We start from the raw sequence: 24,463 nt of genomic DNA on the forward strand, positions 1-24,463 counted from the left end.
CGACTCGGGTGACCACAACTCCCGATTCGGGTGACCAGAAGTCCCGACTCGGCGTCAGGGGCCTCTAGCGCATCCAGGCGCTGGCCTCGACCAGCTCGTCGATGGCGCCGGCGACGGCGGTGCGGAGCTCTTCGATCTCGCGCACGTCGGGCACCTCGCCCTGCTGGGCCCGCAGCTCCAGGTCGAGGCAGCGGCGCGCGAGGCTGCTGAGGCCGACGTTGTCGGCGCTCCCCCGCAGCCGGTGGGCCTTCTCGGCGATCGCGTCGGCGTCGTCGGCGGCGGCCGCGGCGGCGAGCTCGACCATGGTCTGGAGAGCGCTCGAGCCGAACCTGTCGACGATGCGCAGCACCAGGTCGGCGGTGAAGCCGTCGTCGACGAGCTCGCGCAGCCGGCTGTCCGCGGTCGACGCCTCGCCGACCAGCGCCGGGTCGGCCGCGGGTACGGCGGCCTCCCACGGCAGCCAGCGCTCGAGCGTGGTCGCGAGCAGGTCGGCGTCGACCGGCTTGGGCAGGAAGTCGTCCATGCCGGCGTCGCGGCAGCGCTCCCGCTCCTCCTGGGTCGCCGAGGCCGTCATGGCGACGATCGGCATCTGCTCGAGCGCGCCGCCCATCGCCCGGATCGCGCGGGTGGCGTCGAAGCCGTCCATCACCGGCATCTGGCAGTCCATCAGGATCGCGGCGAAGGCCTCCGGGGCGTCCGCGACGACGGCCACCGCCTGGGCGCCGTCGGCGGCGATCACGACCTCGCAGCCCAAGTGGCGCAGCATCCCGGTCGCCACGAGCTGGTTGACCGCGTTGTCCTCGACGACCAGCACGCGCCCGCGTACGGCGTCGGTCGGCGACTCGGGGATCGGCGCCCGGTCCGGGCGGTGCGGGTCGAAGCGACCGCCCAGCACCGCGAGCTCGTCGAGCAGTCGCGAGGCGAGGATGGGCTTGGAGACGAACGTGTCGATGCCGGCGTTCTCGAGCCACCCCGAGCTGGGCGCCATCGCCGAGGACAGCAGTGCCAGGCGCAGCGCCTGGAGCCGTTCGTCGGAGCGGATCGCCCGCGCGAGCTGCTCCCCGTCGACGTCCGGCATCATGTAGTCGAGCAGCACCACGTCGTACCCGTCGGAGCGGCGCAGCGACCCGTCGAGCTCGCCGAGCGCCTCCTGCGCCGACGCCGCGACCGTGACGTCGACGTCCCAGGCCCGCAGCTGCTCGGCCAGGATGAAGCGGTTGGTGGCGTTGTCGTCGACGACGAGCACCCGCAGGCCTGCGACGGCGCCCTCCCGCAGCGCGGGTGAGCCAACGCCCGTCGGCGGGAGGAACGGCGCGGTGAACCAGAACGTGCTGCCCTCACCGGGGACGCTGTCGACGCCGATGGTGCCGCCCATCGCGGTGACGATCCGCTCGCTGATCGCGAGCCCGAGACCGGTGCCGCCGTAGCGCCGCGTCGTCGAGCTGTCCGCCTGCGAGAACGCCGTGAAGAGGTGGCCCTGGACGTCCGGGTCGATGCCGATCCCGGTGTCGCTCACCTCCACCCGCAGGGTCGACGGCCCGGTGCCGCTGGCACGGACGACGACCTCGCCGGCGTCCGTGAACTTCACGGCGTTCGCGACGAGGTTGGTGACGACCTGGCCGAACCGCACCGGGTCGCCGCGCACGAGGGTCGGCATGTTGTCGACGCTGGAGATCACCAGCTCGAGGCCCTTGCCGGTCGCGCCTTCGGCCACCATGGCGACGCTGCGCTCGATCACGTCGCGGGGGTCGAAGTCGACCTCCTCGAGGTCGAGCTTGCCGGCCTCGACCTTCGAGAGGTCGAGGATGTCGTTGACGAGGGCGAGCAGGGCGCGGCCGGCCTGGTCGATGCCGTCGGCGAAGCGGCGCTGGTTGTCGGTGAGCTCGGTGCGGCTGAGCAGCTCGGAGAGTCCGATCACGCCGTTCAGCGGGGTCCGGATCTCGTGGCTCATCGTCGCGAGGAAGTCGGACTTCGCCCGGGACGCCGCCAGCGCGTCGTCGCGGGCGCTGGCCAGCTGGGCGGACACCTCCTCGCGCTGCGCGACGGTCGCGAGGAGCGCGAGCATCTGCATGAAGATCGCGAGCTCGTAGGGCCGAGGCGTGCTGGCCGCGCGGCTGTCGGAGACGACGATGCAGGCCAGGCGGTCGCGGACCAGCGCCGGCCCAGCGACGAAGACGGTCCCCGTCGGCCCGATCCGCTGGATGATGTCGCGACGCACGGTCACCTCGTCGGCCATCGCCCGCGCGAACGCGAGGTCCTCCTCACCGAACTCGCGCCAGCCGGCGTCGAAGTGCACCAGCGTGTCCGGGTCCTCCACCGTTGGGGCGGACACGATGATCGCCGGCCACTGGGTGAAGGGCCGCACGATCGTGTCGGCGGCGACCAGGGCGTCGCCGAGCGTCGGCGCCTCGTTGGCCGCCGCGGCCATCGCGCTCAGGAAGGCGAGCCCCTGCTCGGCCTCCTTGCTCTCGGTGATGTCCTGGACCGTCCCGGTCGCCCGGATCAGCTGGCCGGCCTCGTCCTTCGTCGCGACGCCTCGCACCCGCACCCACTGCACCGGCTCGCCGTGCACGGGCTTCAGCCGTACGTCGAAGCCCATCGGGTCGCCGGCGTCCGCCATCGCGGCGTACGCCGCCTCCGTGATGGCACGGTCGTCCGGGTGCAGCCGCTCGAAGAGCGTCTCCCCGGTGGGCACGAAGGACCGCGGCTCGAACCCAAACACCCGGTAGAGCTCGTCGGACCAGCGCAGCACCTGGTCGGCGGCGGTGAACTCCCAGCTGCCGATCTTCGCGATCGCCTGGATCTCCGCCAGCTCCCGGTTGCTGCGCTCGAGCTCCTCGACCAGCGCCTCGCGGGAGCGATCGTCGGTCTCGGGGCGCGCCATGGGCCGATGTTCCCCCATCTGCCGTCGGTCTGCACGCACCCGGTCGTCCTGGAGCGGATTGGGCGCGGCGTGCTTGGCTGGGGTCATGGACGCGCGGACGGTCGTGATCGCGGGGGCGTCGGGATTCCTCGGCTCCCACCTGAGCAGGGAGCTGGTGGAGCGCGGGCACGCGGTCGTCGCCCTCACCCGGCGCCCGACCTCGGCGCCCGACGAGTCGAGCTGGGACCCGTACGCCGGGGTCTACGAGCGTGACGTCATCGAGCGTGCCGACGTCGTCGTCAACCTCGCGGGGACGCCGACGATCGGCAACCCGCACTCGAAGCGCTGGGCGCGTCAGCTCCGCGAGAGCCGGGTGACCACGACGCGGGTGCTGGCCGAGGCGGTCGCAGACAGCGACCGCCGCCCGGCGTTCCTCGCCGGCAACGCCATCGCCTGGTACGGCGACCACGGCGACCAGCCCGTCACCGAGGCGTCCGACAGCCGCGGCGACAGCCTGATGACCACCGTGACGCGGGACTGGCAGGCGGCCGCCGACCCGGCGGTCACCGCCGGCGCGCGGGTCTGCTTCCTGCGCACCGCGCCCGTGATGGACCGCTCCGCAGCGCCCCTCAAGCAGCTGCGGCTGCTCACGAAGCTCGGCCTCGGCGCCCGCCTCGGCGACGGTCGCCAGCGGATGGCGATGATCTCGCTGCGCGACTGGGTCGGCGGCGTCACGCACCTCGTGGAGCACGACGACGTCTCCGGGCCGGTCAACCTCTGCTGCCCCACGACGCCCACCAACGCCGAGTTCACCGACGCGCTGGCGCGTGCGGTCGAGCGCAAGGCGTTCCTGGTCGCCCCCGGCTTCGCCGTCCGGCTCGGCGCCGGGCCGGTGGCCGGCGAGGTGCTCGGGTCGATCGACCTCCGTCCCACCGTGCTCGAGGGCAGCGGCTACTCGTTCCGGGACCGCACCGTCCACGAGGTCGTCCGCACCGCGCTCGCCTGAGCGACCCGCCACCCGTCCCCGTCGCGCACGAGGACGACGTGGCTCGTGGTGGGACGGTCCCGCGGCAGCGGCAGCCGTACGCCGGGCCCGCGCGCGACCGCGCCGCTCAGCCGGTCCGTCACGAGCAGGTCGAGCCGCGTCGCCGTCGCCCGGCGTACGTCGAGCGAGAGCACCTGCGTCCGCAGCTCCCGCACCCGCAGCCCGCGCTCCCGCCAGGCGCGCAGCATCGCGACGTCCGCACCGCCGGTGGTCGAGCCCGGGACGTAGAGCGACCGCAGCGCGTCCGGGTCCTGTGCCGCCCACGCCGCCGCCCTCCGGGCGTCCCAGTCGTGCAGCACCGCGGAGGCGCCCGCCGGGGTGGACCACGCCACTGACACCGACATCAACCCGCACAACCAATCCAGCATCATCGGCGTCTCCTACCCGTGTCGATGCCACCCCAGCAGGTTCTCCACAGGAGACTGACCCCGTGCTGAGCCGCCGGACCCTCCTCGTCGGCGGCGCGGCCGCCACCGGGGTCGTCGTCGCCGGAGCCGCCGCCGGCGTCGGCATCGAGCAGGGTGTGCTCCCCGGCCGACCCACCATCCAGGCGGCGCTCGGCCTCAACGGGCCCGCCGGGCACATCCCGCACGACGTCGAGCCGGTCCTCGGGCTCGTCAACTTCTTCCACTCCCGCGACCGGCTCGGCGCGCGCGTCGGCTGGACGCTCTTCCAGCCTCCCGACGCCGGCCCCGACCTTCCGGTCGTGGTCGCGCTGCACGGCCTCGGGCAGGACCACGACTCCGCGGCCTCCACGTTCGGGCTCGGGTCGTTCCTGGCGTCGGCGATCGCCCACGGGGTCCCGCCGTTCGCCATCGCGGCCCCCGACGGCGGCACGTCGTACTGGCATCCCCGCCCCGACGGCGAGGACGCTGGCGCGATGGTCGTCGACGAACTGCTGCCGCGGCTCGCCCGTCGCGGGCTCGACGTCTCCCGGATCGGTCTGATCGGCTGGTCGATGGGTGGCTACGGCGCCCTGCGCCTCGGCGGCCTGCTCGGGCCGGACCGGGTCGCCGCGGTCGTCGCCTCGAGCCCGGCGATCTGGCAGCACGCCGAGGACGCGTCGCGGTCCGGCTTCGAGGACGCCGCCGAGTACGAGGCGTTCACCGTCGTCGGCCACCAGCACGACCTCGACGGCATCGCGGTGCGCATCGACTGCGGGACCGGCGACCCCTTCTACCGCGACGTCCAGGACTACGCGGAGGACTTCGCCCGCGACGCCGGCCTGGTGAGCACGTTCGAGCCCGGCGCCCACGACGCGGCGTACTGGCGCCGCATGCTGCCCGCGCAGCTGGCCTTCCTGGGGCGCGGCGTAGTCTCGTCAGCGTGAAGTTCGAGCACGTCGGGACGATCGACTACCTCGCCGCCTGGGAGCTCCAGCGCGAGGTCCACCAGCGGGTCGCGGACGGCGAGCAGGCCGACACGACGCTGCTGCTCGAGCACCCGGCGGTCTTCACCGCCGGCAAGCGCACCCAGCCGCACGACCGGCCCGCCGACCCGCACGGCGCGCCCGTCATCGACGTCGACCGCGGCGGCACGATCACCTTCCACGGCCCCGGCCAGCTGGTCGGCTACCCGATCGTCACGCTGCCCGACCACGTCAAGGTCGTCGACTACGTACGCCGGGTGGAGGAGGCGCTGATCCAGGTCTGCGCCGACCTCGGGGTGACCACGGCCCGGGTGCCGGGCCGCAGCGGCGTGTGGCTGCAGGCCGACGACCGCGGCCCGGAGCGCAAGATCGCCGCGCTCGGCATCCGGGTGAGCCGCGGCGTGACCATGCACGGGTTCTCGCTCAACTGCGACGTCGACCTCACGTGGTTCGACCGCTTCGTGCCGTGCAGCATCGACGACGCCGGCGTCACCTCGCTCAGCCAGGAGCTCGGCCGCGACGTGACGACGGCCGAGGTGCTGCCGCTGGTGGAGCGCCACGTCGGCGAGCTGCTCGCGTGGGCGCCGTACGACGCGACGCCCGACTACGAGGCGCGCCCCGACCCCGCCAAGCAGCCGCGCATCGAGCTGCTCACGCCCAGCCGGACCTGAGCCACCGGCGCGTTTCTCCCTCGCTGCAACCGAATCGGTGGTTGGGTCGTCCAACGACCGACCCGGGAGGACGTGCATGAGCGAGCTGGTCATCGAGACCCAAGGGCTCCGCAAGGAGTACTACACGAGGCGTGGGCACCAGGTGGCCGTGCAGGACCTCGACCTGGCCGTGCCGGCCGGAGGGGTCCACGGGTTCCTCGGCCCCAACGGGTCCGGGAAGACGACCACGATCCGGATGCTCCTCGGCCTCGCGCACGCGACGGCGGGCACCATGCGGCTCTTCGGCGAGCCGGTGCCCGCCCGGCTGCCGGCGGTCGTCGGCCGCGTCGGCGCCGTCGTGGAGAGCCCGAAGTTCTCCCCCAACATCACGGGTCGGCAGAATCTCCTGCTCCTCTCGCGCTCCATCGGCGCGCCCGACACCCGGGTGGACGCCGCGCTCGACACGGTGGGCCTCGGCGGCCGCGGGAAGGACCGCTACAAGGGCTACTCGCTCGGCATGAAGCAGCGCCTCGCGATCGCGGCGACGCTGTTGAAGGACCCGCAGCTGCTGATCCTGGACGAGCCGACCAACGGGCTCGACCCGGCCGGCATCCGGGAGGTCCGCGACACCATCCGCGGGCTCGGTGAGCGCGGCGTCACCGTGCTGCTCTCGTCGCACATCCTGGTCGAGGTCCAGCAGGTCTGCTCCGCCGCGACGATCATCGGCCACGGCCGGATGCTGGCCTCCGGACGGGTCGAGGAGCTGGTCGGCAGCAGCACGGCGTACCGCGTCGAGGCGCCGGACCCCGCCGCCGCGCGGCAGGTGCTGGTCGATGCCGGCTTCCGCGTCGGCGAAGGGCTGGTCGTCGAGACCGACGAGCCGGCGGGCGTGACCCAGGCGCTCGGCACGGCCGGCATCTGGCTGACCGAGCTCACGCCCGTACGCCGCGACCTGGAGTCGGTCTTCCTCGAGCTGACCGCCGGCACCCAGATGGGGGTGGCCGAGTGATCGGGCTGCTGAGGGTCGAGCTGACCCGCCTGCGGTGGCGCCGGGCCGTCCTGCTCCTGCTGGGCGCGACGGTCGCGATCCCCGCGATCATCTTCGCGTTCCTGGTGCACGACACCCGGCCGCGCCCCCAGGAGTACGCCGACTACCAGTACTACTACGCGCAGCTGAGCATCGTGGAGGAGCGCACCGGCGGCTCCGGCATCGCGGTCGCGCTGATCCTGGCGATGCTCTTCGTGCTCGTCGGCACGACCTTCGTCGGCCACGACTGGAACACCGGCTCGATGAGCAACCAGCTGCTGTTCGAGCCCCGCCGCGGCCGGGTCTGGCTGGTCAAGGCCGTGGCGCTCGCCGCCGTCGCCCTGGTGATCTCGCTGGTGGTGCTCACGGCGTACTGGAGCGGCCTGTGGGCGATCTCGGTGCACCGCGACATCGACATCCCGGACCACGCCGTCAGCGCGGCGTACAAGCAGGGCGTCCTGGGGGCGTACTTCGCCTCGGCGGCGGCGGTCTTCGGGTACTCGCTGACCATGTTCTTCCGGAGCACCGTCGCGACGCTCGGCGTGCTCTTCGGCGTCGCCGTCGCAGGTGGTGCGCTGGTCGGCGCGACCGGGCTCTCGGACCACGCGCAGGTGATGCCGTGGACCAACTACGAGGCCTTCATGGTCGGGTCGTCGACGACCTACGACTGGGACTGCTTCCCCAACGACGGCTTCGTCGACGACGATGCGTGCACGACGGTCGTGACCAGGGCCGAGTCGCTCCCGTACTTCGGCGTGGTCGTCGCGGTCGCCGCCGCCGGGTCCGTGATCATGTTCCGCCGCCGGGACGTGCCCTAGCCCGAAAGTTGGCTGCGGTAGTGCTCGGCCATCGCCGGGTAGTAGTCGCGGTCGAAGTCGATCGCGGCGACGTCTCCCCCGGTCTCGGCGGCGACCAGCCGGTCCAGGTAGTACTCCCAGCCCGGGCCGACGCTGTCGGCCATGGTCGGGTCCAGGTCGGGCTGGGTGAAGGTCAGCGTCGTGACGCCGTCGGCCTCCGCCAGGTCGAGGTCCAGGTCCCACCAGTCGTCGCCGACCTGCGTGGACACCGCGAGCCGCCGCGGCGGCACGCACTCGCGGATCCGCATCCCGTCCTCCGGCGCGCCCTCCTCGGCGGTCATCGTGAAGAGCACCTCGCCGGTCTCCGGGTCGCCCCTCCAGGTCCCGATCCAGCGTCCGAGCCGGTCCGACTCGGTGACGGCCGCCCACACGTCCTCGATCGGCGCGCGGAACTCACGCACGATCGTCAGCCGGGCGCGCCCTCCGACGGTCTCCAGGGTGCCGGTCGGTTCCTTGCTCATGCGGTCTCCTGCTCATGTGTCGGTGTCGTACGCCGGTCGCGCGCGACGCGGCGCACCTCGGTGTCCAGGGCGTCCAGCGCGTTGGTGGTCAGCGGGGCCGGCAGCAGCAGCCCGTCGACGTACGACGTGAGCGGCGCGAGCCCCTCGCGACGCAGGCCGTAGTGGCGCTCGCGGCCCCGGTCCTCGGCCGCCACGAGGCCCGCCTCGGTCAGGAGGCGCAGGTGCTTGCTCACCGCGGGCCGCGAGATCGGCAGCCCGTCGGCCAGGTCGACGACCCGGCGCGGACCGGCGGCGAGCGCGCGCAGCAGCGAGCGTCGTACCGGGTCGGCGAGGGCCGCGAAGACGTCCATCGCAACAGGTAACCATATGGTTACCGATCATGCAACGGGCCGATCGTGGGAACCCTGGGTCACCCGCGTAGGCTGGCTCCCGTGACGCAGGTGGCCCCAGAAGGACGCAAGCTGCTCCGACTCGAAGTGCGCAACGCGGAGACCCCGATCGAGCGCAAGCCGGAGTGGATCAAGACGAGGGCCAAGATGGGCCCCGAGTACAAGCACCTCCAGAGCCTGGTGAAGTCCGAGGGACTCCACACCGTGTGCCAGGAGGCCGGCTGTCCCAACATCTTCGAGTGCTGGGAGGACCGCGAGGCGACGTTCCTCATCGGCGGCGACCAGTGCACCCGCCGCTGCGACTTCTGCCAGATCGACACCGGCAAGCCGCAGCCGCTCGACCGCGACGAGCCCCGCCGGGTCGCCGAGTCGGTGCAGAAGATGGAGCTGCGCTACGCCACGATCACCGGCGTCGCGCGCGACGACCTCGAGGACGGCGGCGCCTGGCTGTACGCCGAGACCGTGCGCGCCATCCACGAGCTGAACCCGGACACCGGCGTCGAGAACCTGATCCCCGACTTCAACGGCAAGCCCGACCTGCTGCGCGAGGTCTTCGAGTCGCGCCCCGAGGTGCTGGCCCACAACGTCGAGACGGTGCCGCGGATCTTCAAGCGGATCCGTCCGGCGTTCCGCTACGAGCGCTCGCTCGACGTGATCACCCAGGCCCGCGACTTCGGGCTGGTCACCAAGTCCAACCTGATCCTCGGCATGGGCGAGACCCGCGAGGAGGTCTCGCAGGCGCTGCGCGACCTGCACGGCGCCGGCTGCGAGCTGATCACGATCACCCAGTACCTGCGCCCCTCGGTGCGCCACCACCCGGTCGAGCGCTGGGTGAAGCCCGAGGAGTTCGTCGAGCTCCGTGACGAGGCCGACCAGATCGGCTTCGCGGGCGTGCTGTCCGGACCGCTCGTCCGCTCGTCGTACCGGGCCGGTCGCCTGTACCGTCAGGCGATGGACGCCCGCGCGGGCGTCGCGACCGCCTGAACAACCACCTAGAACGAGGCACAGCAGAAGATGGCGAAGGACCCGAAGCCCGTCGACCCCGACAAGATGAGCCGGGGCAAGCAGTTCGTCGAGACCTACCGGATGGCCAGCAAGTCGGACCCCCGGCTCGGCCTCTGGATCATCGGCTCGTTCGTGGTCGGTGCGGCCGTCGGCTTCGCCGTGTTCTGGATCCTGCCCGGCTCGGGCTGGCTCGGCACCGTCATCTCCGTGGTCGGCGCGCTCCTGCTCGGCACCCTGCTGGCGATGATCGTCTTCGGCCGGCGTGCGCAGCGGGCGGCGTACTCCCAGATGGAGGGTCAGCCCGGCGCCGCCGCGGCCGCGCTCCGGATGCTGCGCGGTCGCAGCTGGAAGACCGACCCGGTCATCGCCTTCACCAAGCAGCAGGACGTCGTGCACCGCGTGGTGGGACCTCCCGGCATCATCCTGGTCGGCGAGGGCAACCCGCACCGGCTGCGCCAGCTGATGACCAGCGAGCGCCGCAAGCACGAGCGGGTCGCCGACGGCATCCCGATCCACGAGGTCTTCTGCGGCAACGGCGAGGGCGAGGTTCCGCTCCCGAAGCTGGCCCGCCACGTGCAGAAGCTCGGCCGCCAGGTGAAGCCGGCCGAGATGACCGACGTGCTCTACCGGCTCAAGGCGCTCGACGCCAACCGCTCCGCGATCCCGATGCCCAAGGGCCCGGTCCCCACCAGCATGAAGGGCATGCGCGGCCAGATGCGCGGCCGCTGAGGTCGGTGGTTGAGGCGCGAAGGCCGCCAGGCCTGAGCCTCGAAACCACCCTCAGCTCGCGGTCGTCCCCGGCATCATCCCGGACGGCATCTCCATCACGTCGCTCGCCGGCGGCGCCGCGATGTCGACCGGCTGACCCCAGTCCGAGAGCGTCATGGTGACGCTGCCCAGGTCACCCATGGCGATCTCCGTCTGCGTCAGCATGCCGTCGTCGTCGGTCCAGAGGTCGTAGGTCAGCACGCTCGGGAGCTTGTCGGCAGCCCCGGCCCCGGCGGCGCCGAGCTGGTCCTCGAGCTCGCGGAAGGCCTGGCTGCGCACCGTCATCGTGTAGTGCTTGCCGACCTCGTCCTCACCGACGTACTCGACCTTGGTGACGGCGTCCTTCATCGACTCCAGCTGGGTCTGCGGGTTCATCTGCTTGAGCAGGTCGTCGCCGATCGGCGAGCCCTTGCCATCGAGGTCCATCTTGATCCACTTGCCGTTGCCGAGCTGCGGCATCTGCATGTACATCACGCCGTCGACGAGGCGGACCTGGACCTCACCGTCGCCGAGCATCGCGTTCTTCATCGACATCGACATCTCGGGCGGCGTCTTCGAGTAGTCGACGTCACCCTCCATGGTCATCTCCGCGGGGCCGCCCTTCATGCTCATCGACAGGTGGGCGGTGCTGGCGTCGACGAGGCCGCCCAGCACGTCGTCGACGAACGCGGCGGGGTCGACCGTCTCCCCGCTCGCGGCGGCCGACGGCGACTCGGACGACGACGTCGAGGTCGTCGAGCTGGTGTCGGCGGCGTCGGACCCCTTGTCGTCCCCGCACGCGGCGAGGCCGACGGCCAGGAGGGGCAGGACCGCGGCAGCGGCCAGGCTGCGACGGAGGGTACGGCGGGCGGCGAGCGAGCGAGTCATGTCTCCAGCATCTCCCCGACACCCAAGGACCGGAACCCCCGGGTGGGCTATTGCGTCTGGCCCGTGGCCGTCTGCAGGGTGACCGTCGCCGTACCGGCCGCGATGTCGTGGAGGCCGCGCCGGTCCGGGCGGAAGACCAGCGGCGGGATCACCAGCGCGACCAGGATCGAGCGGGCCAGCGAGCGCAGCGGGTCGAGCCGACCGCCGTTGTCGACGCGCACGACGCGCAGCCGGGTCGCGAGCTTGCCGAAGGAGCCGCCGACGGTGCAGGTGAGCACGGCGGACTCCAGGACGAAGACGATGAGCACGTAGAGGCTGCCCGGGCTCCCGGTCCTGGCGTAGTCGTCCCAACCCATGAAGAAGACCACGACGAGGGTCGAGGCGAACCAGTCGACGAGCAGCGCGACCACCCGCCGTCCCCAGGACGCGGTGTCGTACGGCAGGGACGCGGGGTCAGGCACGTCGCACAGCGTAGATCCCCGCTCCGGGGCGCTCCCCTGGTGGGCACCTGTTACACGGGAGAAACAAACCCGATACGGTCGAGAAACGACCCGTACGTAGTTTCGGGCTGGTCCGGCGCAGCGTTGCACCGGGTCCTGGATCCGCACGCACGCCGGCCGCCGCCTCCCGGGCGCGGCCAAGGAGGACGAATGTTCCAGAACAGCGACGAGCTGCTCAAGTTCATCAAGGACGAAGGCGTCGAGATGGTCGACGTGCGCTTCGTCGACCTGCCCGGCATCGAGCAGCACTTCACCGTGCCGGTCTCGTCGTTCGACCAGTCGGTCTTCGACACCGGCCTCGCCTTCGACGGGTCCTCGATCCGCGGCTTCCAGGCGATCAACGAGTCCGACATGGCGCTGTTCCCGGACCCGAGCACGGCGTACGTCGACCCCTTCCGTACGGCGAAGACGCTGAACCTGAGCTTCTTCATCCACGACCCGATCACCGGTGAGGCCTACTCGCGCGACCCGCGCAACATCGCCCGCAAGGCGCTGGCCTACCTCGAGACGACCGGCATCGCGGACACCGCGTTCTTCGCGCCCGAGGCCGAGTTCTACATCTTCGACAGCGTCCGCTACTCCACCGCTGCCAACGAGGGCTACTACCACATCGACTCGATCGAGGGCTGGTGGAACTCGGGCAAGGAGGGCGACAACCTCGGCTACAAGACCCGCTTCAAGGGTGGCTACTTCCCCGTCGCGCCGTACGACCACTACGGCGACCTGCGCGACGAGATGGTGAAGAACCTCGAGGCCTCCGGCCTGCTCGTCGAGCGCGCCCACCACGAGGTCGGCACCGCCGGCCAGGCGGAGATCAACTACAAGTTCGACACGCTGCTCAAGGCCGCGGACGACGTGATGAAGTTCAAGTACCTCATCAAGAACACCGCGTGGAACAACGGCAAGTCGGTCACCTTCATGCCGAAGCCGATCTTCGGTGACAACGGCTCGGGCATGCACGTGCACCAGTCGCTGTGGGCCGGCGGCGAGCCCCTGTTCTACGACGAGACCGGGTACGGCGGCCTCTCGGACATGGCCCGCTGGTACATCGGCGGCATCCTGAAGCACGCCCCGGCGCTGCTGGCCTTCACCAACCCGACGGTGAACTCCTACCACCGCCTGGTGCCGGGCTTCGAGGCCCCGATCTCGCTCGTCTACTCCTCGCGCAACCGCTCCGCGTCGGTCCGGATCCCGATCACCGGCTCGAACCCGAAGGCCAAGCGCATCGAGACCCGCTTCCCGGACCCGTCGGCGAACCCGTACCTCGCGTTCTCCGCGCTCCTGCTCGCCGGTGTCGACGGCATCAAGAACAAGATCGAGCCGGCCGCGCCGATCGACAAGGACATCTACGAGCTCCCGCCGGACGAGATGGCCGAGATCGACCAGGTGCCGACCTCGCTCGGCGCCGTCCTCGAGGCTCTCGAGGCCGACCACGACTTCCTGACGGTGGGCAACGTCTTCACGCCCGACCTGATCGAGACCTGGGTCGACTACAAGCGCACCCACGAGATCGCCCCCGTGCAGCTGCGCCCGCACCCGCACGAGTTCGAGCTCTACTACGACATCTGAGTGCCCCCAGCCTGAGCTTGCGAAGGCTGGGACCCAGGCGCCAGGTTGAGGAGCCGCGCGAGCGAGGCACGAGCTCGCGACCGGCGTCTCGAAACCACGTCGTAGCCGCACGTCGATCGGCTCCCACCTTGCTCAGCAGGGCGGGAGCCGATCTGCGTCGTACCTGACCTCAGAGTCGTGGAACGGCCGATCGACAGCTCTTACGTCAGGTACCTGACCTGACAGCACCCGATCCGCGGGCATGCACGGGAGGTCATACGGGTGGAGCAAGCGGATGCTCCAGCCGTATGACGTCCGGCGACGGGACGCTTCTTGAGCTTGCCGACCTTCCCGCTCGCGGCCGAGAACGCGTGGGGCCGTCCACTGCGTCCACGACGCCCACGAAGATGGACGCGACGGTCGGCTCATGCCGGGGCGCACCACGGGTACCGATGTCCCATGACCACGACACCGAACGAACCGCTTCCCGAACCGGAGGTCGTGCCGTCGGGCGACCCGATCCCCACCGACCCGGGCGACGACCCCGGGGTGGACCCGCCGCCGGACGACCCGCAGCCGGAGATCACGCCGCTGCCGTAGACGTCAGCCCTTCCTGCGCTTCGCCTTAGCGATGGTGTCCTCGACGATCGAGTTGATCCTGGCGCCGTTGGGCCAGCCGGCGTAGTGGCACAGGAAGATCACGACCTCGCGCAGCTGCTCGTCGTCGAGCTCGCCGGCGGCGTACGCCGCGGGGATCTGGATCGTCAGCACGTCGTGGCCGCCGCTGCCGGCGAGCAGCCCGATCAGCAGCAGGCGGCGGTCGCGGTCGGTGAGACCCGGCCGGGTCCAGATGTCGGCGAAGAGGTGGTCGGCAGTGATCGCGAAGAAGTCGCCGGCACCGTCGGTCATGTCGAAGCCGTAGACCTGCTCCATCTTCTCCAGGCCGATGCGGCGCTTCTCCGGGAGGTCGTCGAACTTGCCCATCACAGTCCCAGTCCCTTTCCGAGGCGGTCCAGCGCCTCGCGTGCGAGCGGTACGTCGACGTCGAGCTGGTCCGCGAGCTCGATCGCGAACGTCAGGTCCTTCTCCCCCAGCGCGGTCACGTGCGAGAAGACGCCGTACCAGAAGTCGTCGGGGTCGATCGGCGCCGTCGTCGCGCGGTGCATGATCGCGCCCGGACCGCCGGTGATCGCGTCGGTGTGCCGCACGACCTTGCCGAGCTCGACCAGGTCGAGGCCGGCCGCCTCAGCGAGGCGCTGCGCCTCGGTCGCGGCGGTGAACGACACGAAGTGCATCATGTTGCGGGCCAGCTTGAACCTGGTGCCGGCACCGATCGGGCCGGCGTGCGTGACCAGCGAGCCCATCGCCTCGAGCGCCGGCCGCGCGGCGGAGAACGCCTCGTCGGAGCCGCCCACCATGATCGCCAGCGTGCCGTCGGCGGCACCCATCGCACCACCGCTGACCGGTGCGTCGAGCACCTTCACCCCGTGGCGCGCGGCGGTGTCAGCCAGCTCGGCGGGCGTGCCCGGCGCGACGGTCGAGTGGATGACGACCGTCTGCCCGTCGCCCGCGACGCCCAGGACCTCGCCCAGCACGTCGCGCACCTGGTCGTCGTCGCGCACCATCACGCAGATGACGACGACGCGCCCGGCCAGGGCGGCCACACTGTCGGCCGCCCGGGCCCCCGCCTTCTCGAGCTCGGCGACCGGGTCGGGCGCCACGTCGTACACCGTGAGCTCGATGCCCTCGGCCGCCGCGAGCCGCAGCGCCATCGGCTTGCCGATGTTGCCGAGCCCGACGAAACCGACCCGGGTACTCATGCCCGGAACGTCTGTCCGCCGTCGACGGCGATGATCTGACCGGTCACCCACGCCGACTCGTCGGAGAGCAGGAAGAGGCAGGCGCCGACCATGTCCTGGGGCTGGCCCATCCGCTTGAGCGCGAGGCCCTTGACCAGGTCCTTGGCGGCGTCGCCGGCCTGCTTCTGCGTCGCGGCGGTGTCGGTGGGGCCGGGCGCGATCGCGTTGACCCGGATCTTCAGCCCGCCGAGCTCGTGGGCGAGCTGCTGGGTCAGGCCGTTCACGCCGACCTTGGCGAGCCCGTAGAAGCCTGCGTAGAGGTACGCCGCGGTCGAGCTCTGGTTGACGATCGAGCCGCCGCCGCGCTTCTGGATCTCCGGGTAGACCGCCCGGGTCATCACCAGGGCGCCGTCCATGTTCACGGACATGAACTTCTTGTAGTAGTCCCAGTCGACGCTGATCAGCAGGTCGAAGGCCATATCGCCGTAGATCGCGGCGTTGTTGACCAGCCCGTCGATCCCGCCGTACGCCGCGACGGTCGCCTCGACCAGCGCCGCCGCGTCCTCGTGCGAGGACACGTCGCACCTGACGAAGAGGCCGCCGATGTCGGCCGCGACCTTCTGGCCGGCCTCGGCGTTGAGGTCCGCCACGACCACCGACGCACCCTCGGCTGCCAGCGCGCGGGCGTAGGCCTCCCCGATGCCCTGCGCCGCGCCGGTGACGACGACGACCTTGTTCTCGAAACGCATGTTCATCCCTTCGCGGGTTCGGCAATGGTCTTGGTCTCGAGGTACTCCTCGAAACCGGCGACACCCATCTCGCGACCGATGCCGGACTGCTTGTAGCCGCCGAACGGTGCGTCGGGGCTGAACCAGACGCCGCCGTTGACGGCGATGGTGCCGGTGCGGATCCGGGCCGCCACCGACTTCGCGCGCTCGACGTCGCCGGAGTCGACCGACCCGGAGAGGCCGTAGGCCGACTCGTTGGCGATGCGTACGGCGTCGTCGTCGCCGTCGTGCGGGATCACGACGAGCACGGGGCCGAAGATCTCCTCCTGCGCGAGGCGCGAGGAGTTGTCGAGCCCGGCGACGACGGTGGGCTGGATCCAGAAGCCGGGCTGGTCGATGACCGCACCGCCGGTGGCGAAGGTGCCGCCCTCCTCGACCGCGACGCGCAGGTACTCCTTCACCCGGTCGCGCTGCACCTGCGAGATCACCGGTCCGCAGATCGCGCCGGGGTCGGCCGGGTCCTTGGCGCCGATGGACTCCATCGTGGCCGCGGCGACCTGCACCGCCTCGTCGTACTTCTCCCGGGGTACGACGAGCCGCGTCGTGATCGCACAGCCCTGGCCGGCGTGGATGCACGCGGCGAACGCCGTCGCACCCGCGGCCGACCCGATGTCGGCGTCGTCGAGCACGATCGCGGCCGACTTGCCCCCGAGCTCGAGGAAGACCTTCTTCAGGGTCGGCGCGGCCGCGGCCATGATCGCCCTGCCCACGGAAGTCGAGCCGGTGAAGGAGACCATGTCGACGCGCGGGTCGGTGGACAGCAGCGCGGCCACATCGTTGGAGCGGGGCGTGACGACGTTGAAGACCCCGGCCGGGATGTCGGTGTGCTCGGCCACCAGGCGTCCGAGCTCGGCCGCCACCCAGGGAGTGTCCGGCGCCGGCTTGAGCACGACGGTGCACCCGGCCGCGAGTGCGGGACCGATCTTGGCGAGGTTGATCTGGGTCGGCACGTTCCACGGCGTGATCGCGGCGACGACGCCGACCGGCTCGCGGCGCACGGTCCGCTGGCTCTTGATCCCCATCGGCGCGGCCACGCCGAGGTCGGTCTCGAACTCGTAGATCTCGAGCAGGTCGGTGACCCACTTCAGCCCGTCCACGGGCACGTCGAAGCCGGCCGCGCCCATCATGAAGCCGGGCATCCCGACCTCGACCGTGGTCAGCGCCTTGAACGCGTCCGCGTCGTCCAGCAGGGCCTGGTGGAGCTGGCGCAGGCAGCGCACCCGCAGGTCGCGGTCGGTCGCCCACCCCGACTCGTCGAAGGCCCGTCGGGCCGCAGCGATCGCCCCCTCGACGTCCGCCGCGGTCCCGTCCGGTGCCTGCCCGATCTCCTCGCCCGTGGCCGGGTTGAGGATCGGGTACGTCGTGCCGTCCGAACCACCGACGAGCTTGCCGTCGATCAGCTGCTGGGCCGGCGGCGGCAGCGCGGTCATCGGGCCTCCTCCTGCGTGAGGAACTCGCCGGCCTCGACCGGCGGGGGCCACACGGTCGACGGCAGGTCCTCGGGCCGGTAGTGCCCAGGCACGCCGAGGCCGAAGACCTTGAGCCGCTCGTGCAGGGTGTCCGGCGCCTTGCCCGACTTCAGGATGGCGCCCATCGTGTGGGCCATCGCCCCGAAGTCGAACCAGTCGCGCTGCCACGCGAACTTGAGCTGACCGTCCCCCTGGCGCTCGACGCCGAACCAGCTGCCGCCGAGTCCCGGGATCTCGAACTCCTTGCCGGTCGCGTCGTCGGTGATGCCGGCGCGCTGCTTCCAGAAGCCGACGACCATCGCGTTCTTCTCGTCGATGACGGTGGCCTGGTAGTCGTAGTGCCAGCCGTCGAAGCCGTCCATCTCGATGCCGATCGCCCAGTCCCGGATCTGCTCGCGGCCGACCGCCATGAAGTGCTCGTCCGGCGTCAGCATCCAGCCGTACGTCGCGTCCTCGGCGTACCAGTCCGCCATCACCCGCCAGTCGCCCGACTGCTCGGCACGGCGGTTGACGTCGAGCCAGCTCTCCCAGAACTCCTCGATCTCTGCTCGCGTCAGCGACACGGTCACTCCTCCTCGATGGCCAAGGCCATGGCCGGGCAGTACGTCACGGCCGACTGCACGTCGGACCGCAGGGAATCGTCGGGGTGCTCCTGGAGCACCGTCACCTGGTCGGTGTCGTCGTCGAAGCCGAAGACGTCGGGCGCCTCGCCCTGGCACATCTGGTGGCCCTGGCAGAGCCCGAGGTCGGCGACCACGCGGTAGCTCATCGCGTCGCTCCGGTGGTGGTTTCGAGGCTCGTCGCTAGCGCTCCTCGCACCTCAACCACCGCGTCGATGGTCGTTAGCGCTCCTCGCACCTCAACCACCGCGTCGGTGGTTGAGGTGCGAGCGGAGCGAGCCTCGAAACCACCTCTCGAGCCCATCACTTCTGCCGCCTCCGGTACCTCACCCGGCAGGGCTGCTGGAGCTGGATGACCATCTTCGAGACGTCGTCGCGGTAGGACTCCGGCGGCTGCACCATCTCGAACTCGTAGTCGCGCAGGATCACGGAGAAGATCGCCTTCATCTGCATCATCGCGAAGGCGTTGCCGACGCAGCGGTGCTTGCCGGCGCCGAACGGGATCCACGTCCACCGGTTCTGCAGGTCCTCCTGGCGCTCGTCGAGGTAGCGCGTGGGGTCGAACCGCTCGGGCTCCGGGAAGTCTGCGGCGATCCGGTTCGAGACGCGCGGCGACGCGGCGACGACCGTGCCCGGCGGGATCACGTGCCCGGCGAGCTCGATCTCCTCCTGCACGACCCGCATCAGGATGATCAGCGGCGGGTGCAGTCGCAGCGTCTCCTTGAGCGCCGCCTCCAGCTGCGGGATGGACCGCAACGCCTGGAAGGACACCTCCGACCCATCGGCGTACAGGTCGTCGAGCTCGGCGACGACGTCCTTCATCACGCCCGGATTGCGCATCAGCTCGATCAGGGCCCACGACGCCGTGCCGGACGAGGTGTGGTGGCCGGCGAACATCATCGAGATGAAGATGCCGGTGATGTAGTCGGCAGTCATGTCGATCGAGATCAGCACGTCCAGCAGGTCGCGGTCCTCGCGGGCCACCGTGCCCCGCTCCTTGCGGCGGTCGATGATCCCCTGCACCAGCTCGACCAGCTTCTCGCGCGCAGCGTCCCGGATCCGGAAGGACTCGATGTCCATGTAGGGGTCGACGTACGCCAGCGCATCGGTGCCGCGCTCGAGGTCGTGGTAGTGGTGCGCGAAGGACGAGTCGAGCTCCTCGCGGAACGGCTTGCCGATCAGGCAGGACGAGGTCGTGTAGATCGTCAGCTCGGCGAACCAGTCGAGCAGGTCGATCTCGCCCTCGTCGCCCCAGTCGGCGACCATCCGGTTGATCTCCGCCTCGATCGTGGCCGCGTGGCCGCGCATCATGTCGCCGCGCAGCGCCTGGTTCTTCAGCATCTGCTGGCGCTCCTCGGGCGAGGCGTCGAAGACCACGCCCTTGCCGAAGATCGGCGTCATGAAGGGGTACGCCGCGGCCTGGTCGAGCGTCGAGTCCGGCGCCCGGAAGAACTGCTCCTGGGCCTCCGCGCCGTACACCAGCACGACGTCCTTGTCGGCGAGCCGGAACCGACCGATGTCACCGCACTCGTCGTACACGCGCTGGAAGAGACCGATGGGATCGACCCGCATCTCGGCCAGGTGGCCGTGGCCGTCGTCCTCGACGGCGTAGGAGACCTCCGGGATCTGGCTGGTCACTGGTCCTCCTTCTCGGACAGGGGTGCCTCGGGCGAGACCTCGATCAGGTTCAGGTGGACGCCGCGTGGCGCGCTGACGACCGTCGTGATGGCGTCGGCGATCGCGGTCGGCTTCAGGAAGTGCGGGTGCCGCGCATGCCCGAAGCGCACCCACTGGTTGAGCACGAAGGCCGCCTCGTCGACGTCCCAGTCGGTGCCCATCTCGCTCCACGTCGGGCCGGGGCGCACGATCGACGCGCGCACGCCGGTGCCCTCGAGCTCCATCTGCATCGCGTGCGCCATGCCCTCCAGGCCCCACTTGCCGGCGGCGTACGACGACATGAAGGGCCGCGCGCGGACCGCGACGTCGGAGGACACGAAGACGACGTCACCGCGGCGGCGCTCGACCATGCCGGGCACGAAGGCCCGGACCAGCCGGTGCGCACCGCTGATGTTGAGGTCGAGCTCGCGGGCGAATCGCTCGGTCTCGACCTCGTGGATCGTGCCGGGCCCGACGGCGCCGGCGTTCGAGATGACGACCTCGACGTCACCGAGGTCGGCCGTCACCGCCTTCGCGAACGCCGTGACCGACTCGCCGTCGGTGACGTCGAGCGCGTGCACGCTCGCCTCTCCCCCGGCATCGCGGATCGCGGTCGCGACGTCCTCGCACTTGTCGGTACGCCGTGCGCCGAGGGCGACCGGGTGACCGGCCGCGGCCAGGGCGAGCGCGGTGGCCGCGCCGATGCCCGAGGACGCGCCGGTGACGACGGCCGGGCGACGGTCGGGCTGGGAGTACTTGCCCATCAGCGTGCCACCACCGTCATCGGGGCGACCGCGAAGCCGCGGACGTTGACCGAGTGCACCCGGCGGCAGGCGTTGTGGTCGACCTCGATGGAGCGGGCCTTCTCGACGAGCGCGGTCAGCGCCACCCGGGCCTCGAGGCGCGCCAGGTTGGCGCCGAGGCAGAAGTGCCGGCCGCCACCGAAGGACAGGATCTTGGCCAGCTCGTCCGCGTCGCGGGTGATGTCGTAGTCGGTCGGACGGGAGAAGACGGACTCGTCCCGGTTGGCCGAGCCCAGGCACAGCAGCAGCTTGGACCCCTGGGGCGCGACCCGGCCGTGCAGCTCGACGTCGCGCAGGAGGTAGCGGGCCAGGAGCTGGCTGGAGGTGTCGAACCTCAGCGTCTCCTCGACCCACGGGGCGACCAGGCCGGTGTTGCCTTCGCCGCCGAAGACCAGTGCGTGCTGGTCCGGGTGCCGGGTCAGGTGGAAGGCCGCGTGCCCCAGCAGCTTGGTCGTCGTCTCGTTGCCGGCCACGACCATCAGGAAGAGGAAGGCGATCACGTCGTCGTCGTCGAGCCGCTCGCCGTCGATCTCCGCCTCGATCAGGGCACTGGTCAGGTCGTCGGTCGGCTTCTTGCGGCGCGCGGCGACCATGTCGATGAAGTAAGAGACCATCCAGAGCGACGCCTCGGCGCCGGCCGGAGGCACGTCGTACACGCCGTCCTCGCGGTGCACGACGATGTCGGCCTGACGGCGGACCTCGGCGCGGTCCTCCTCCGGGACGCCCATCATCTCGGAGATCACGTCCATCGGGAGCTTGCCGGCGAAGTCGGCGATCCAGTCGAAGCTGCCCGTCTCCAGGCACTCGCCGAGGTAGCGGTCGGTCAGCTCCTGGATGCGCGGGAGCAGGTCGTGGACGCGGCGCGGCGTGAAGCCGCGGGACACCAGCGAGCGCAGCCGCTTCTGGCGCGGCGGGTCCATGCCGAGGATCGACATCACCTTGTAGGCGTACGGGCCCCACGCGGACTTCTCGATCGCGACGCCGTACGAGTTGGAGTAGGTGCCCTCCGTGCGCAGCGCGTCGGCGATGTCCTCGTGGCGGGTCAGCGCCCACAGGTCGAGCTCCGGGTTGTGGTGCAGCGGCTCGTGCTCGCGGAGCCACGCGTAGACCGGGTAGGGATCGTCCTGGAACCCGTAGTCGTAGGGGTCGAGGACCGTCGGACTGCTCTGCACGATGGTCATCCGTCAGTTGCCCTTCATGATCACGGCGACGACCGCATCGAGCCGGTCGGCGAGCTCGGGGTAGGTCATCAGGCCCATGCCGGCCTGGAGCAGCGCACCGGAGAACGCCAGCGCGACAGTCTCGACGACCGCAGGATCGGCGTCCTCACCGAGGGCGCTCCGGAACCGGTCGACGAACTCGGCACCGATGCGCAGCCGCAGCCGCTCCACGTCGGGGTCCGAGCCGAGCAACGCCGGGGTCACCGCGGCCGCGAGCTCGGGCGCCGCAGCCTGCATCTCGGCGAGGTGCCGGGTGACCGACTGCAGCCGGGTCAGCGGCGAGCCCCCGCTCGGCCGCCACTCCTCGTCGGCGACGAGGTAGCGCAGGTAGAGCTCGGCGAAGAGGTGGTTCTTCGAGGCCAGGTAGGTGTACGCCGTCGCCGGCGAGACGCCGGCGCGCTGGGCGACGGTGCGCACCGTCAGCGCCTCGTGGCCGACCGCCCGCAGCTCGTCGTGGCCGGCCGCGAACAGCCGCTCGGCCGTCTCGGCCTGGCGGGCGTTCAGACCTTGCCGCGGAGAGACGGACACCTGGCTGGACACGTGTCCAATCTAGAACGTGTTCTCCAGCGGCGCAACTGGTTGGTCCGGTGTCAGAGCTTCTTCTTGAGGAGCGTGACCTTGACGATCGTCGTGCGGACGGCGGCCTTCGGGCCGGTGGGGGCCGCGATCGCGACCTTGGCAGCCAGCCTGCCGCGCTGCTTCAGCAGCCTCTGCCCCTTCTTCGTCAGGGCGACCTTGAGCCGTGTGGACTTGCCCTTCGCGGTCTTGACGACCGCGGCACCGACCACGGCCGAGCGCACCTTCGTCTTGCCCTTGACCTTGACCTTGTAGGTCGCGACGGCCTTGAGCTTCGTGGTGCAGGACGCAGCCTGGAAGCCGGCCGGGCACTTCAGCACGCGCCCGGTGTCGACTACCTTCCGCTGCTGCTTGGCCTTGCCGGCCCTCACCAGGCTGGCCGACGGCGGGGGCTGCGTGACGACCGGACGGTTCGCGCCCGCCTGGCCGATCGCGATGCTGCGCAGCGCGCTTGTCAGCGCCCCGAGGTTCGTCGCCTGGCCGGTCGCGAGGTCGAGCGTGTAGAGGCCGGGCGTCCCGACGACGGTCAGTGCGGCGTACGCCGACCCGGTGGCCGCGACGTTGCTGGTGTCCACCGTGACGTCCTCGGGGATGTCGAGCCCGACGAGCGCGCTGAAGTCGAGCGTGCTGCCGCCGAGCGTGATCGGAAGGGGTAGCGTCGCCACGCCGTTGTTGGGCGGGTTGAGGACGACCAGCTGGTCGGCGTCGGGGTCGACGCCGTACAGCGTGGTGGGTCGACCGGTGAGCTCGCCGCCGTACGCGTTGGTGTAGCTCGCGGCGGTGATCGGTTGGGTGGTCGGGCTGTCGGCCGGCACGACCGGTGCGCCGGTGGACGGGTTGATCCGTGCGTTCAGGCCATTGCCCGCGGTGATCCGCACCCGGTCGACGGCGGGGTTGACGTCCATCCCGTAGCCGACGACCGCCGGGTTCGGCAGCTCCGTGCCGGCCCACGCGACCGAGCTGGCCGCACCGATGGCGGCGAGTCCGCCACCCTGCGGGTCGACCAGGTAGAGCGTCCCGGTGTCGGTCGCGGGGTTGGACCCGAAGCCGAGGAGCTGGCCGGTCTGGGGCCGCCAGGCGATGTCGACGAGGGTCTCGCCAGCCGTGAGCCCGGTGACGTTCGCCGTGGTCGCCGTCCCCGGGGAGGTCGAGGAGAAGCGGGACAGCTGGGTGCCGGCCTCGTTGAGACCGATCAGCGGATAGCCCTCGTCGACGTCGCGCTGGAGGGCGAGCCCCTGGATCGGCAGCAACCCGTTGCCGATCGGGCCGATCGCCGTGGCGGCGCCGCTGACGAGGTCGATCGAGTACAGCCTCGTGGCGCCGGCGACGGTCAGCGCGGCGTAGCCCACCCCGGACGCCACGGGCGTGCCGGACACGAGCGTGTCGACGCCGGTGGCGATGTCGAATCCGCCCTGCGCGGTGAAGTCGAGGTTGCTGCCGCCGAGCGTCACCGCGGCGACGAAGTTCTGGGTGCCGCTGTTGGCCGGGTTCTGGATGTAGAGCGAGTTGGTCGCCGCGTCGAGCGTGTAGAGCGTCGTGACGTTGGCCGTGGTCGGCAGGTTGTTCGTGTACGCCGACCCGTCGACCGTCGTCGTGCCACTGTTGGTCGGCCCGTCGGGGTTCGTGCCGGTCGCCACGCCACCGCCGTTGTTGCCGTCCACGGGCGCCCCGGTGTTGGGATTCACCCGGAAGTTGAGGGACCCGGCCGTGACCCGGATCCGGTCCACGGCGGGGTTGATGTCGAACCCGTAGCCCACCGTCGCGGGGTCCGGCAGGTCGACGGTCGTCGCGCCGTCCGTCGTGAAGGAGACGCTGCCGGGAGTGCCGACGACCGCGGCGTACCCGGTCTGCTCGTGCACGACGTACACCGTCGCGGTGTCAGCGGTCGCGTTCACGCCGAGCGCGTAGAGCTGCCCGTTCTGCGGGCGGACGTCGAGGCCGACCAGGGTGTCCCCCGCCGCGACGCCCGTGATCGGCTTGGCCGTGACATCACTGGGATCGGCGGTGGCGAAGCTCAGCAGGCTGGAGCCGTTGAGTGCGTACGCCGTGTCGGCCGGCGCTGCGTGGGCGGTCGACGTGGTGGCGCCGACGACTGTCAGGGACGCCAGAGCGACGGCCCCGGCTGCGACGAGCGGCAGAGAGCGCATGCCGCAGCGTAGGACGGAGCGGGCCGCGGCGTCCCG

At 71.1% G+C, this 24,463-nt stretch carries 26 protein-coding genes; 9 read left to right on the forward strand and 17 right to left on the reverse strand.

Translation table 11 applies throughout. The features are described from left to right. Positions 1 to 64: 64 nt before the first annotated feature. A complete protein-coding gene (locus ACFPYL_RS18530) occupies positions 65 to 2,884 on the reverse strand; it encodes a hybrid sensor histidine kinase/response regulator (protein WP_379157646.1) in 2,820 nt (939 codons plus the stop codon). Positions 2,885 to 2,969: 85 nt separating this feature from the next. On the opposite strand from ACFPYL_RS18530, the gene ACFPYL_RS18535 reads away from it, so the two are divergent. Continuing rightward, positions 2,970 to 3,869, forward strand: a complete 900-nt coding sequence (locus tag ACFPYL_RS18535; RefSeq protein ID WP_379157649.1) for a TIGR01777 family oxidoreductase — start codon at positions 2,970 to 2,972, stop codon at positions 3,867 to 3,869. Here ACFPYL_RS18535 and ACFPYL_RS18540 read toward each other — a convergent pair. Then, positions 3,815 to 4,240: a hypothetical protein gene (locus tag ACFPYL_RS18540; RefSeq protein WP_379157652.1), complete on the reverse strand. Its 426-nt coding sequence runs from the start codon at positions 4,238 to 4,240 to the stop codon at positions 3,815 to 3,817. The genes ACFPYL_RS18535 and ACFPYL_RS18540 overlap by 55 nt on opposite strands. A gap of 98 nt (positions 4,241 to 4,338) precedes the next feature. On the opposite strand from ACFPYL_RS18540, the gene ACFPYL_RS18545 reads away from it, so the two are divergent. From ACFPYL_RS18545 to ACFPYL_RS18560, 4 genes are all read left to right on the forward strand, one after another. Next, entirely contained in the window at positions 4,339 to 5,238 is a 900-nt protein-coding gene (locus ACFPYL_RS18545; RefSeq protein WP_379157655.1) for an alpha/beta fold hydrolase, read from the forward strand. Beyond that, positions 5,235 to 5,948, forward strand: a complete 714-nt coding sequence (gene lipB, locus ACFPYL_RS18550) for a lipoyl(octanoyl) transferase LipB (RefSeq protein WP_379157658.1) — start codon at positions 5,235 to 5,237, stop codon at positions 5,946 to 5,948. Before ACFPYL_RS18545 ends, lipB begins: the two co-directional genes overlap by 4 nt. Positions 5,949 to 6,024: 76 nt before the next feature. After that, positions 6,025 to 6,936 carry an ATP-binding cassette domain-containing protein gene (locus ACFPYL_RS18555; RefSeq protein ID WP_379157661.1) on the forward strand — a complete coding sequence of 304 codons (912 nt, stop codon included), beginning with the start codon at positions 6,025 to 6,027 and terminating at the stop codon, positions 6,934 to 6,936. Continuing rightward, positions 6,933 to 7,772 carry a hypothetical protein gene (locus ACFPYL_RS18560; protein WP_379157664.1) on the forward strand — a complete coding sequence of 280 codons (840 nt, stop codon included), beginning with the start codon at positions 6,933 to 6,935 and terminating at the stop codon, positions 7,770 to 7,772. The genes ACFPYL_RS18555 and ACFPYL_RS18560 overlap by 4 nt, the downstream gene beginning before the upstream one ends. Here ACFPYL_RS18560 and ACFPYL_RS18565 read toward each other — a convergent pair. Both ACFPYL_RS18565 and ACFPYL_RS18570 read right to left on the reverse strand, forming a co-directional pair. After that, positions 7,769 to 8,272: an SRPBCC family protein gene (locus ACFPYL_RS18565; RefSeq protein WP_379157666.1), complete on the reverse strand. Its 504-nt coding sequence runs from the start codon at positions 8,270 to 8,272 to the stop codon at positions 7,769 to 7,771. The two genes, ACFPYL_RS18560 and ACFPYL_RS18565, sit on opposite strands and share 4 nt — an antisense overlap. Beyond that, positions 8,269 to 8,622: an ArsR/SmtB family transcription factor gene (locus ACFPYL_RS18570; RefSeq protein WP_379157669.1), complete on the reverse strand. Its 354-nt coding sequence runs from the start codon at positions 8,620 to 8,622 to the stop codon at positions 8,269 to 8,271. Before ACFPYL_RS18570 ends, ACFPYL_RS18565 begins: the two co-directional genes overlap by 4 nt. Positions 8,623 to 8,703: 81 nt before the next feature. On the opposite strand from ACFPYL_RS18570, the gene lipA reads away from it, so the two are divergent. Further along, positions 8,704 to 9,645, forward strand: a complete 942-nt coding sequence (gene lipA, locus ACFPYL_RS18575) for a lipoyl synthase (protein ID WP_379157672.1) — start codon at positions 8,704 to 8,706, stop codon at positions 9,643 to 9,645. A gap of 30 nt (positions 9,646 to 9,675) precedes the next feature. After that, positions 9,676 to 10,395: a DUF4191 domain-containing protein gene (locus ACFPYL_RS18580; RefSeq protein ID WP_379157675.1), complete on the forward strand. Its 720-nt coding sequence runs from the start codon at positions 9,676 to 9,678 to the stop codon at positions 10,393 to 10,395. Between the two features lie 51 nt (positions 10,396 to 10,446). On the opposite strand, the gene ACFPYL_RS18585 is transcribed toward ACFPYL_RS18580, so the two are convergent. After that, a complete protein-coding gene (locus ACFPYL_RS18585) occupies positions 10,447 to 11,301 on the reverse strand; it encodes a DUF6612 family protein (protein WP_379157678.1) in 855 nt (284 codons plus the stop codon). Positions 11,302 to 11,348: 47 nt separating this feature from the next. Next, positions 11,349 to 11,762 carry an RDD family protein gene (locus ACFPYL_RS18590; RefSeq protein WP_379157681.1) on the reverse strand — a complete coding sequence of 138 codons (414 nt, stop codon included), beginning with the start codon at positions 11,760 to 11,762 and terminating at the stop codon, positions 11,349 to 11,351. 189 nt (positions 11,763 to 11,951) lie between these two features. Between ACFPYL_RS18590 and glnA the strand changes: the two genes are divergently transcribed. Both glnA and ACFPYL_RS18600 read left to right on the forward strand, forming a co-directional pair. After that, on the forward strand, positions 11,952 to 13,370 hold the full coding sequence (gene glnA / locus ACFPYL_RS18595) for a type I glutamate--ammonia ligase (RefSeq protein ID WP_056158784.1): 1,419 nt from the start codon (positions 11,952 to 11,954) through the stop codon (positions 13,368 to 13,370). 438 nt (positions 13,371 to 13,808) lie between these two features. Continuing rightward, positions 13,809 to 13,949 (forward strand): hypothetical protein, encoded by a 141-nt coding sequence (locus ACFPYL_RS18600; RefSeq protein ID WP_379157684.1) that lies wholly within the window; start codon positions 13,809 to 13,811, stop codon positions 13,947 to 13,949. Between the two features lie 3 nt (positions 13,950 to 13,952). Here the strand turns inward: ACFPYL_RS18600 and ACFPYL_RS18605 are convergent, their stop codons facing one another. The 11 genes from ACFPYL_RS18605 to ACFPYL_RS18655 all read right to left on the reverse strand — a co-directional run bounded on the left by ACFPYL_RS18605 (position 13,953) and on the right by ACFPYL_RS18655 (position 24,427). Then, positions 13,953 to 14,333, reverse strand: a complete 381-nt coding sequence (locus ACFPYL_RS18605) for a carboxymuconolactone decarboxylase family protein (RefSeq protein WP_379157687.1) — start codon at positions 14,331 to 14,333, stop codon at positions 13,953 to 13,955. After that, complete coding sequence (locus tag ACFPYL_RS18610; RefSeq protein ID WP_379157690.1) at positions 14,333 to 15,169, reverse strand: NAD(P)-dependent oxidoreductase; 837 nt, start codon at positions 15,167 to 15,169, stop codon at positions 14,333 to 14,335. Before ACFPYL_RS18610 ends, ACFPYL_RS18605 begins: the two co-directional genes overlap by 1 nt. Next, positions 15,166 to 15,897: an SDR family oxidoreductase gene (locus tag ACFPYL_RS18615; RefSeq protein WP_379157693.1), complete on the reverse strand. Its 732-nt coding sequence runs from the start codon at positions 15,895 to 15,897 to the stop codon at positions 15,166 to 15,168. Before ACFPYL_RS18615 ends, ACFPYL_RS18610 begins: the two co-directional genes overlap by 4 nt. Positions 15,898 to 15,899: 2 nt before the next feature. Then, positions 15,900 to 17,366, reverse strand: coding sequence for an aldehyde dehydrogenase (locus ACFPYL_RS18620; RefSeq protein WP_379157696.1), 1,467 nt, complete (start codon positions 17,364 to 17,366; stop codon positions 15,900 to 15,902). Next, entirely contained in the window at positions 17,363 to 17,968 is a 606-nt protein-coding gene (locus ACFPYL_RS18625) for a hypothetical protein (RefSeq protein WP_379157699.1), read from the reverse strand. The genes ACFPYL_RS18620 and ACFPYL_RS18625 overlap by 4 nt, the downstream gene beginning before the upstream one ends. A gap of 2 nt (positions 17,969 to 17,970) precedes the next feature. Then, positions 17,971 to 18,174, reverse strand: a complete 204-nt coding sequence (locus tag ACFPYL_RS18630; RefSeq protein ID WP_379157701.1) for a ferredoxin — start codon at positions 18,172 to 18,174, stop codon at positions 17,971 to 17,973. A 154-nt stretch (positions 18,175 to 18,328) separates the two neighbouring features. After that, the gene (locus ACFPYL_RS18635; protein WP_379157704.1) at positions 18,329 to 19,663 is read right to left on the reverse strand and encodes a cytochrome P450; all 1,335 of its coding nucleotides are present in this window, start codon (positions 19,661 to 19,663) and stop codon (positions 18,329 to 18,331) included. Next, positions 19,660 to 20,445, reverse strand: a complete 786-nt coding sequence (locus tag ACFPYL_RS18640; RefSeq protein WP_379157707.1) for an SDR family oxidoreductase — start codon at positions 20,443 to 20,445, stop codon at positions 19,660 to 19,662. Before ACFPYL_RS18640 ends, ACFPYL_RS18635 begins: the two co-directional genes overlap by 4 nt. Next, positions 20,445 to 21,665, reverse strand: a complete 1,221-nt coding sequence (locus tag ACFPYL_RS18645; protein ID WP_379157710.1) for a cytochrome P450 — start codon at positions 21,663 to 21,665, stop codon at positions 20,445 to 20,447. Before ACFPYL_RS18645 ends, ACFPYL_RS18640 begins: the two co-directional genes overlap by 1 nt. A 3-nt stretch (positions 21,666 to 21,668) precedes the next feature. Next, positions 21,669 to 22,244 carry a TetR/AcrR family transcriptional regulator gene (locus tag ACFPYL_RS18650; protein ID WP_379157713.1) on the reverse strand — a complete coding sequence of 192 codons (576 nt, stop codon included), beginning with the start codon at positions 22,242 to 22,244 and terminating at the stop codon, positions 21,669 to 21,671. Positions 22,245 to 22,294: 50 nt separating this feature from the next. Beyond that, complete coding sequence (locus ACFPYL_RS18655) at positions 22,295 to 24,427, reverse strand: DUF4394 domain-containing protein (RefSeq protein WP_379157716.1); 2,133 nt, start codon at positions 24,425 to 24,427, stop codon at positions 22,295 to 22,297. Positions 24,428 to 24,463 lie beyond the last annotated feature (36 nt).

The sequence above is a fragment of the Nocardioides hankookensis genome (assembly GCF_042658885.1).
Taxonomy (GTDB): Bacteria; Actinomycetota; Actinomycetes; order Propionibacteriales; family Nocardioidaceae; genus Nocardioides; species Nocardioides hankookensis.

Excerpts from the sequence above, each read along its gene's own strand:
- ACFPYL_RS18530 (WP_379157646.1), bottom strand. The coding sequence starts at position 2,884 with ATGGCGCGCCCCGAGACCGACGATCGCTCCCGCGAGGCGCTGGTCGAG.
- ACFPYL_RS18535 (WP_379157649.1), top strand. The coding sequence starts at position 2,970 with ATGGACGCGCGGACGGTCGTGATCGCGGGGGCGTCGGGATTCCTCGGC.
- ACFPYL_RS18555 (WP_379157661.1), top strand. The coding sequence starts at position 6,025 with ATGAGCGAGCTGGTCATCGAGACCCAAGGGCTCCGCAAGGAGTACTAC.
- ACFPYL_RS18565 (WP_379157666.1), bottom strand. The coding sequence starts at position 8,272 with ATGAGCAAGGAACCGACCGGCACCCTGGAGACCGTCGGAGGGCGCGCC.
- ACFPYL_RS18570 (WP_379157669.1), bottom strand. The coding sequence starts at position 8,622 with ATGGACGTCTTCGCGGCCCTCGCCGACCCGGTACGACGCTCGCTGCTG.
- ACFPYL_RS18580 (WP_379157675.1), top strand. The coding sequence starts at position 9,676 with ATGGCGAAGGACCCGAAGCCCGTCGACCCCGACAAGATGAGCCGGGGC.
- ACFPYL_RS18585 (WP_379157678.1), bottom strand. The coding sequence starts at position 11,301 with ATGACTCGCTCGCTCGCCGCCCGCCGTACCCTCCGTCGCAGCCTGGCC.
- glnA (WP_056158784.1), top strand. The coding sequence starts at position 11,952 with ATGTTCCAGAACAGCGACGAGCTGCTCAAGTTCATCAAGGACGAAGGC.
- ACFPYL_RS18600 (WP_379157684.1), top strand. The coding sequence starts at position 13,809 with ATGACCACGACACCGAACGAACCGCTTCCCGAACCGGAGGTCGTGCCG.
- ACFPYL_RS18605 (WP_379157687.1), bottom strand. The coding sequence starts at position 14,333 with ATGGGCAAGTTCGACGACCTCCCGGAGAAGCGCCGCATCGGCCTGGAG.
- ACFPYL_RS18610 (WP_379157690.1), bottom strand. The coding sequence starts at position 15,169 with ATGAGTACCCGGGTCGGTTTCGTCGGGCTCGGCAACATCGGCAAGCCG.
- ACFPYL_RS18615 (WP_379157693.1), bottom strand. The coding sequence starts at position 15,897 with ATGCGTTTCGAGAACAAGGTCGTCGTCGTCACCGGCGCGGCGCAGGGC.
- ACFPYL_RS18620 (WP_379157696.1), bottom strand. The coding sequence starts at position 17,366 with ATGACCGCGCTGCCGCCGCCGGCCCAGCAGCTGATCGACGGCAAGCTC.
- ACFPYL_RS18630 (WP_379157701.1), bottom strand. The coding sequence starts at position 18,174 with ATGAGCTACCGCGTGGTCGCCGACCTCGGGCTCTGCCAGGGCCACCAG.
- ACFPYL_RS18640 (WP_379157707.1), bottom strand. The coding sequence starts at position 20,445 with ATGGGCAAGTACTCCCAGCCCGACCGTCGCCCGGCCGTCGTCACCGGC.
- ACFPYL_RS18645 (WP_379157710.1), bottom strand. The coding sequence starts at position 21,665 with ATGACCATCGTGCAGAGCAGTCCGACGGTCCTCGACCCCTACGACTAC.
- ACFPYL_RS18655 (WP_379157716.1), bottom strand. The coding sequence starts at position 24,427 with ATGCGCTCTCTGCCGCTCGTCGCAGCCGGGGCCGTCGCTCTGGCGTCC.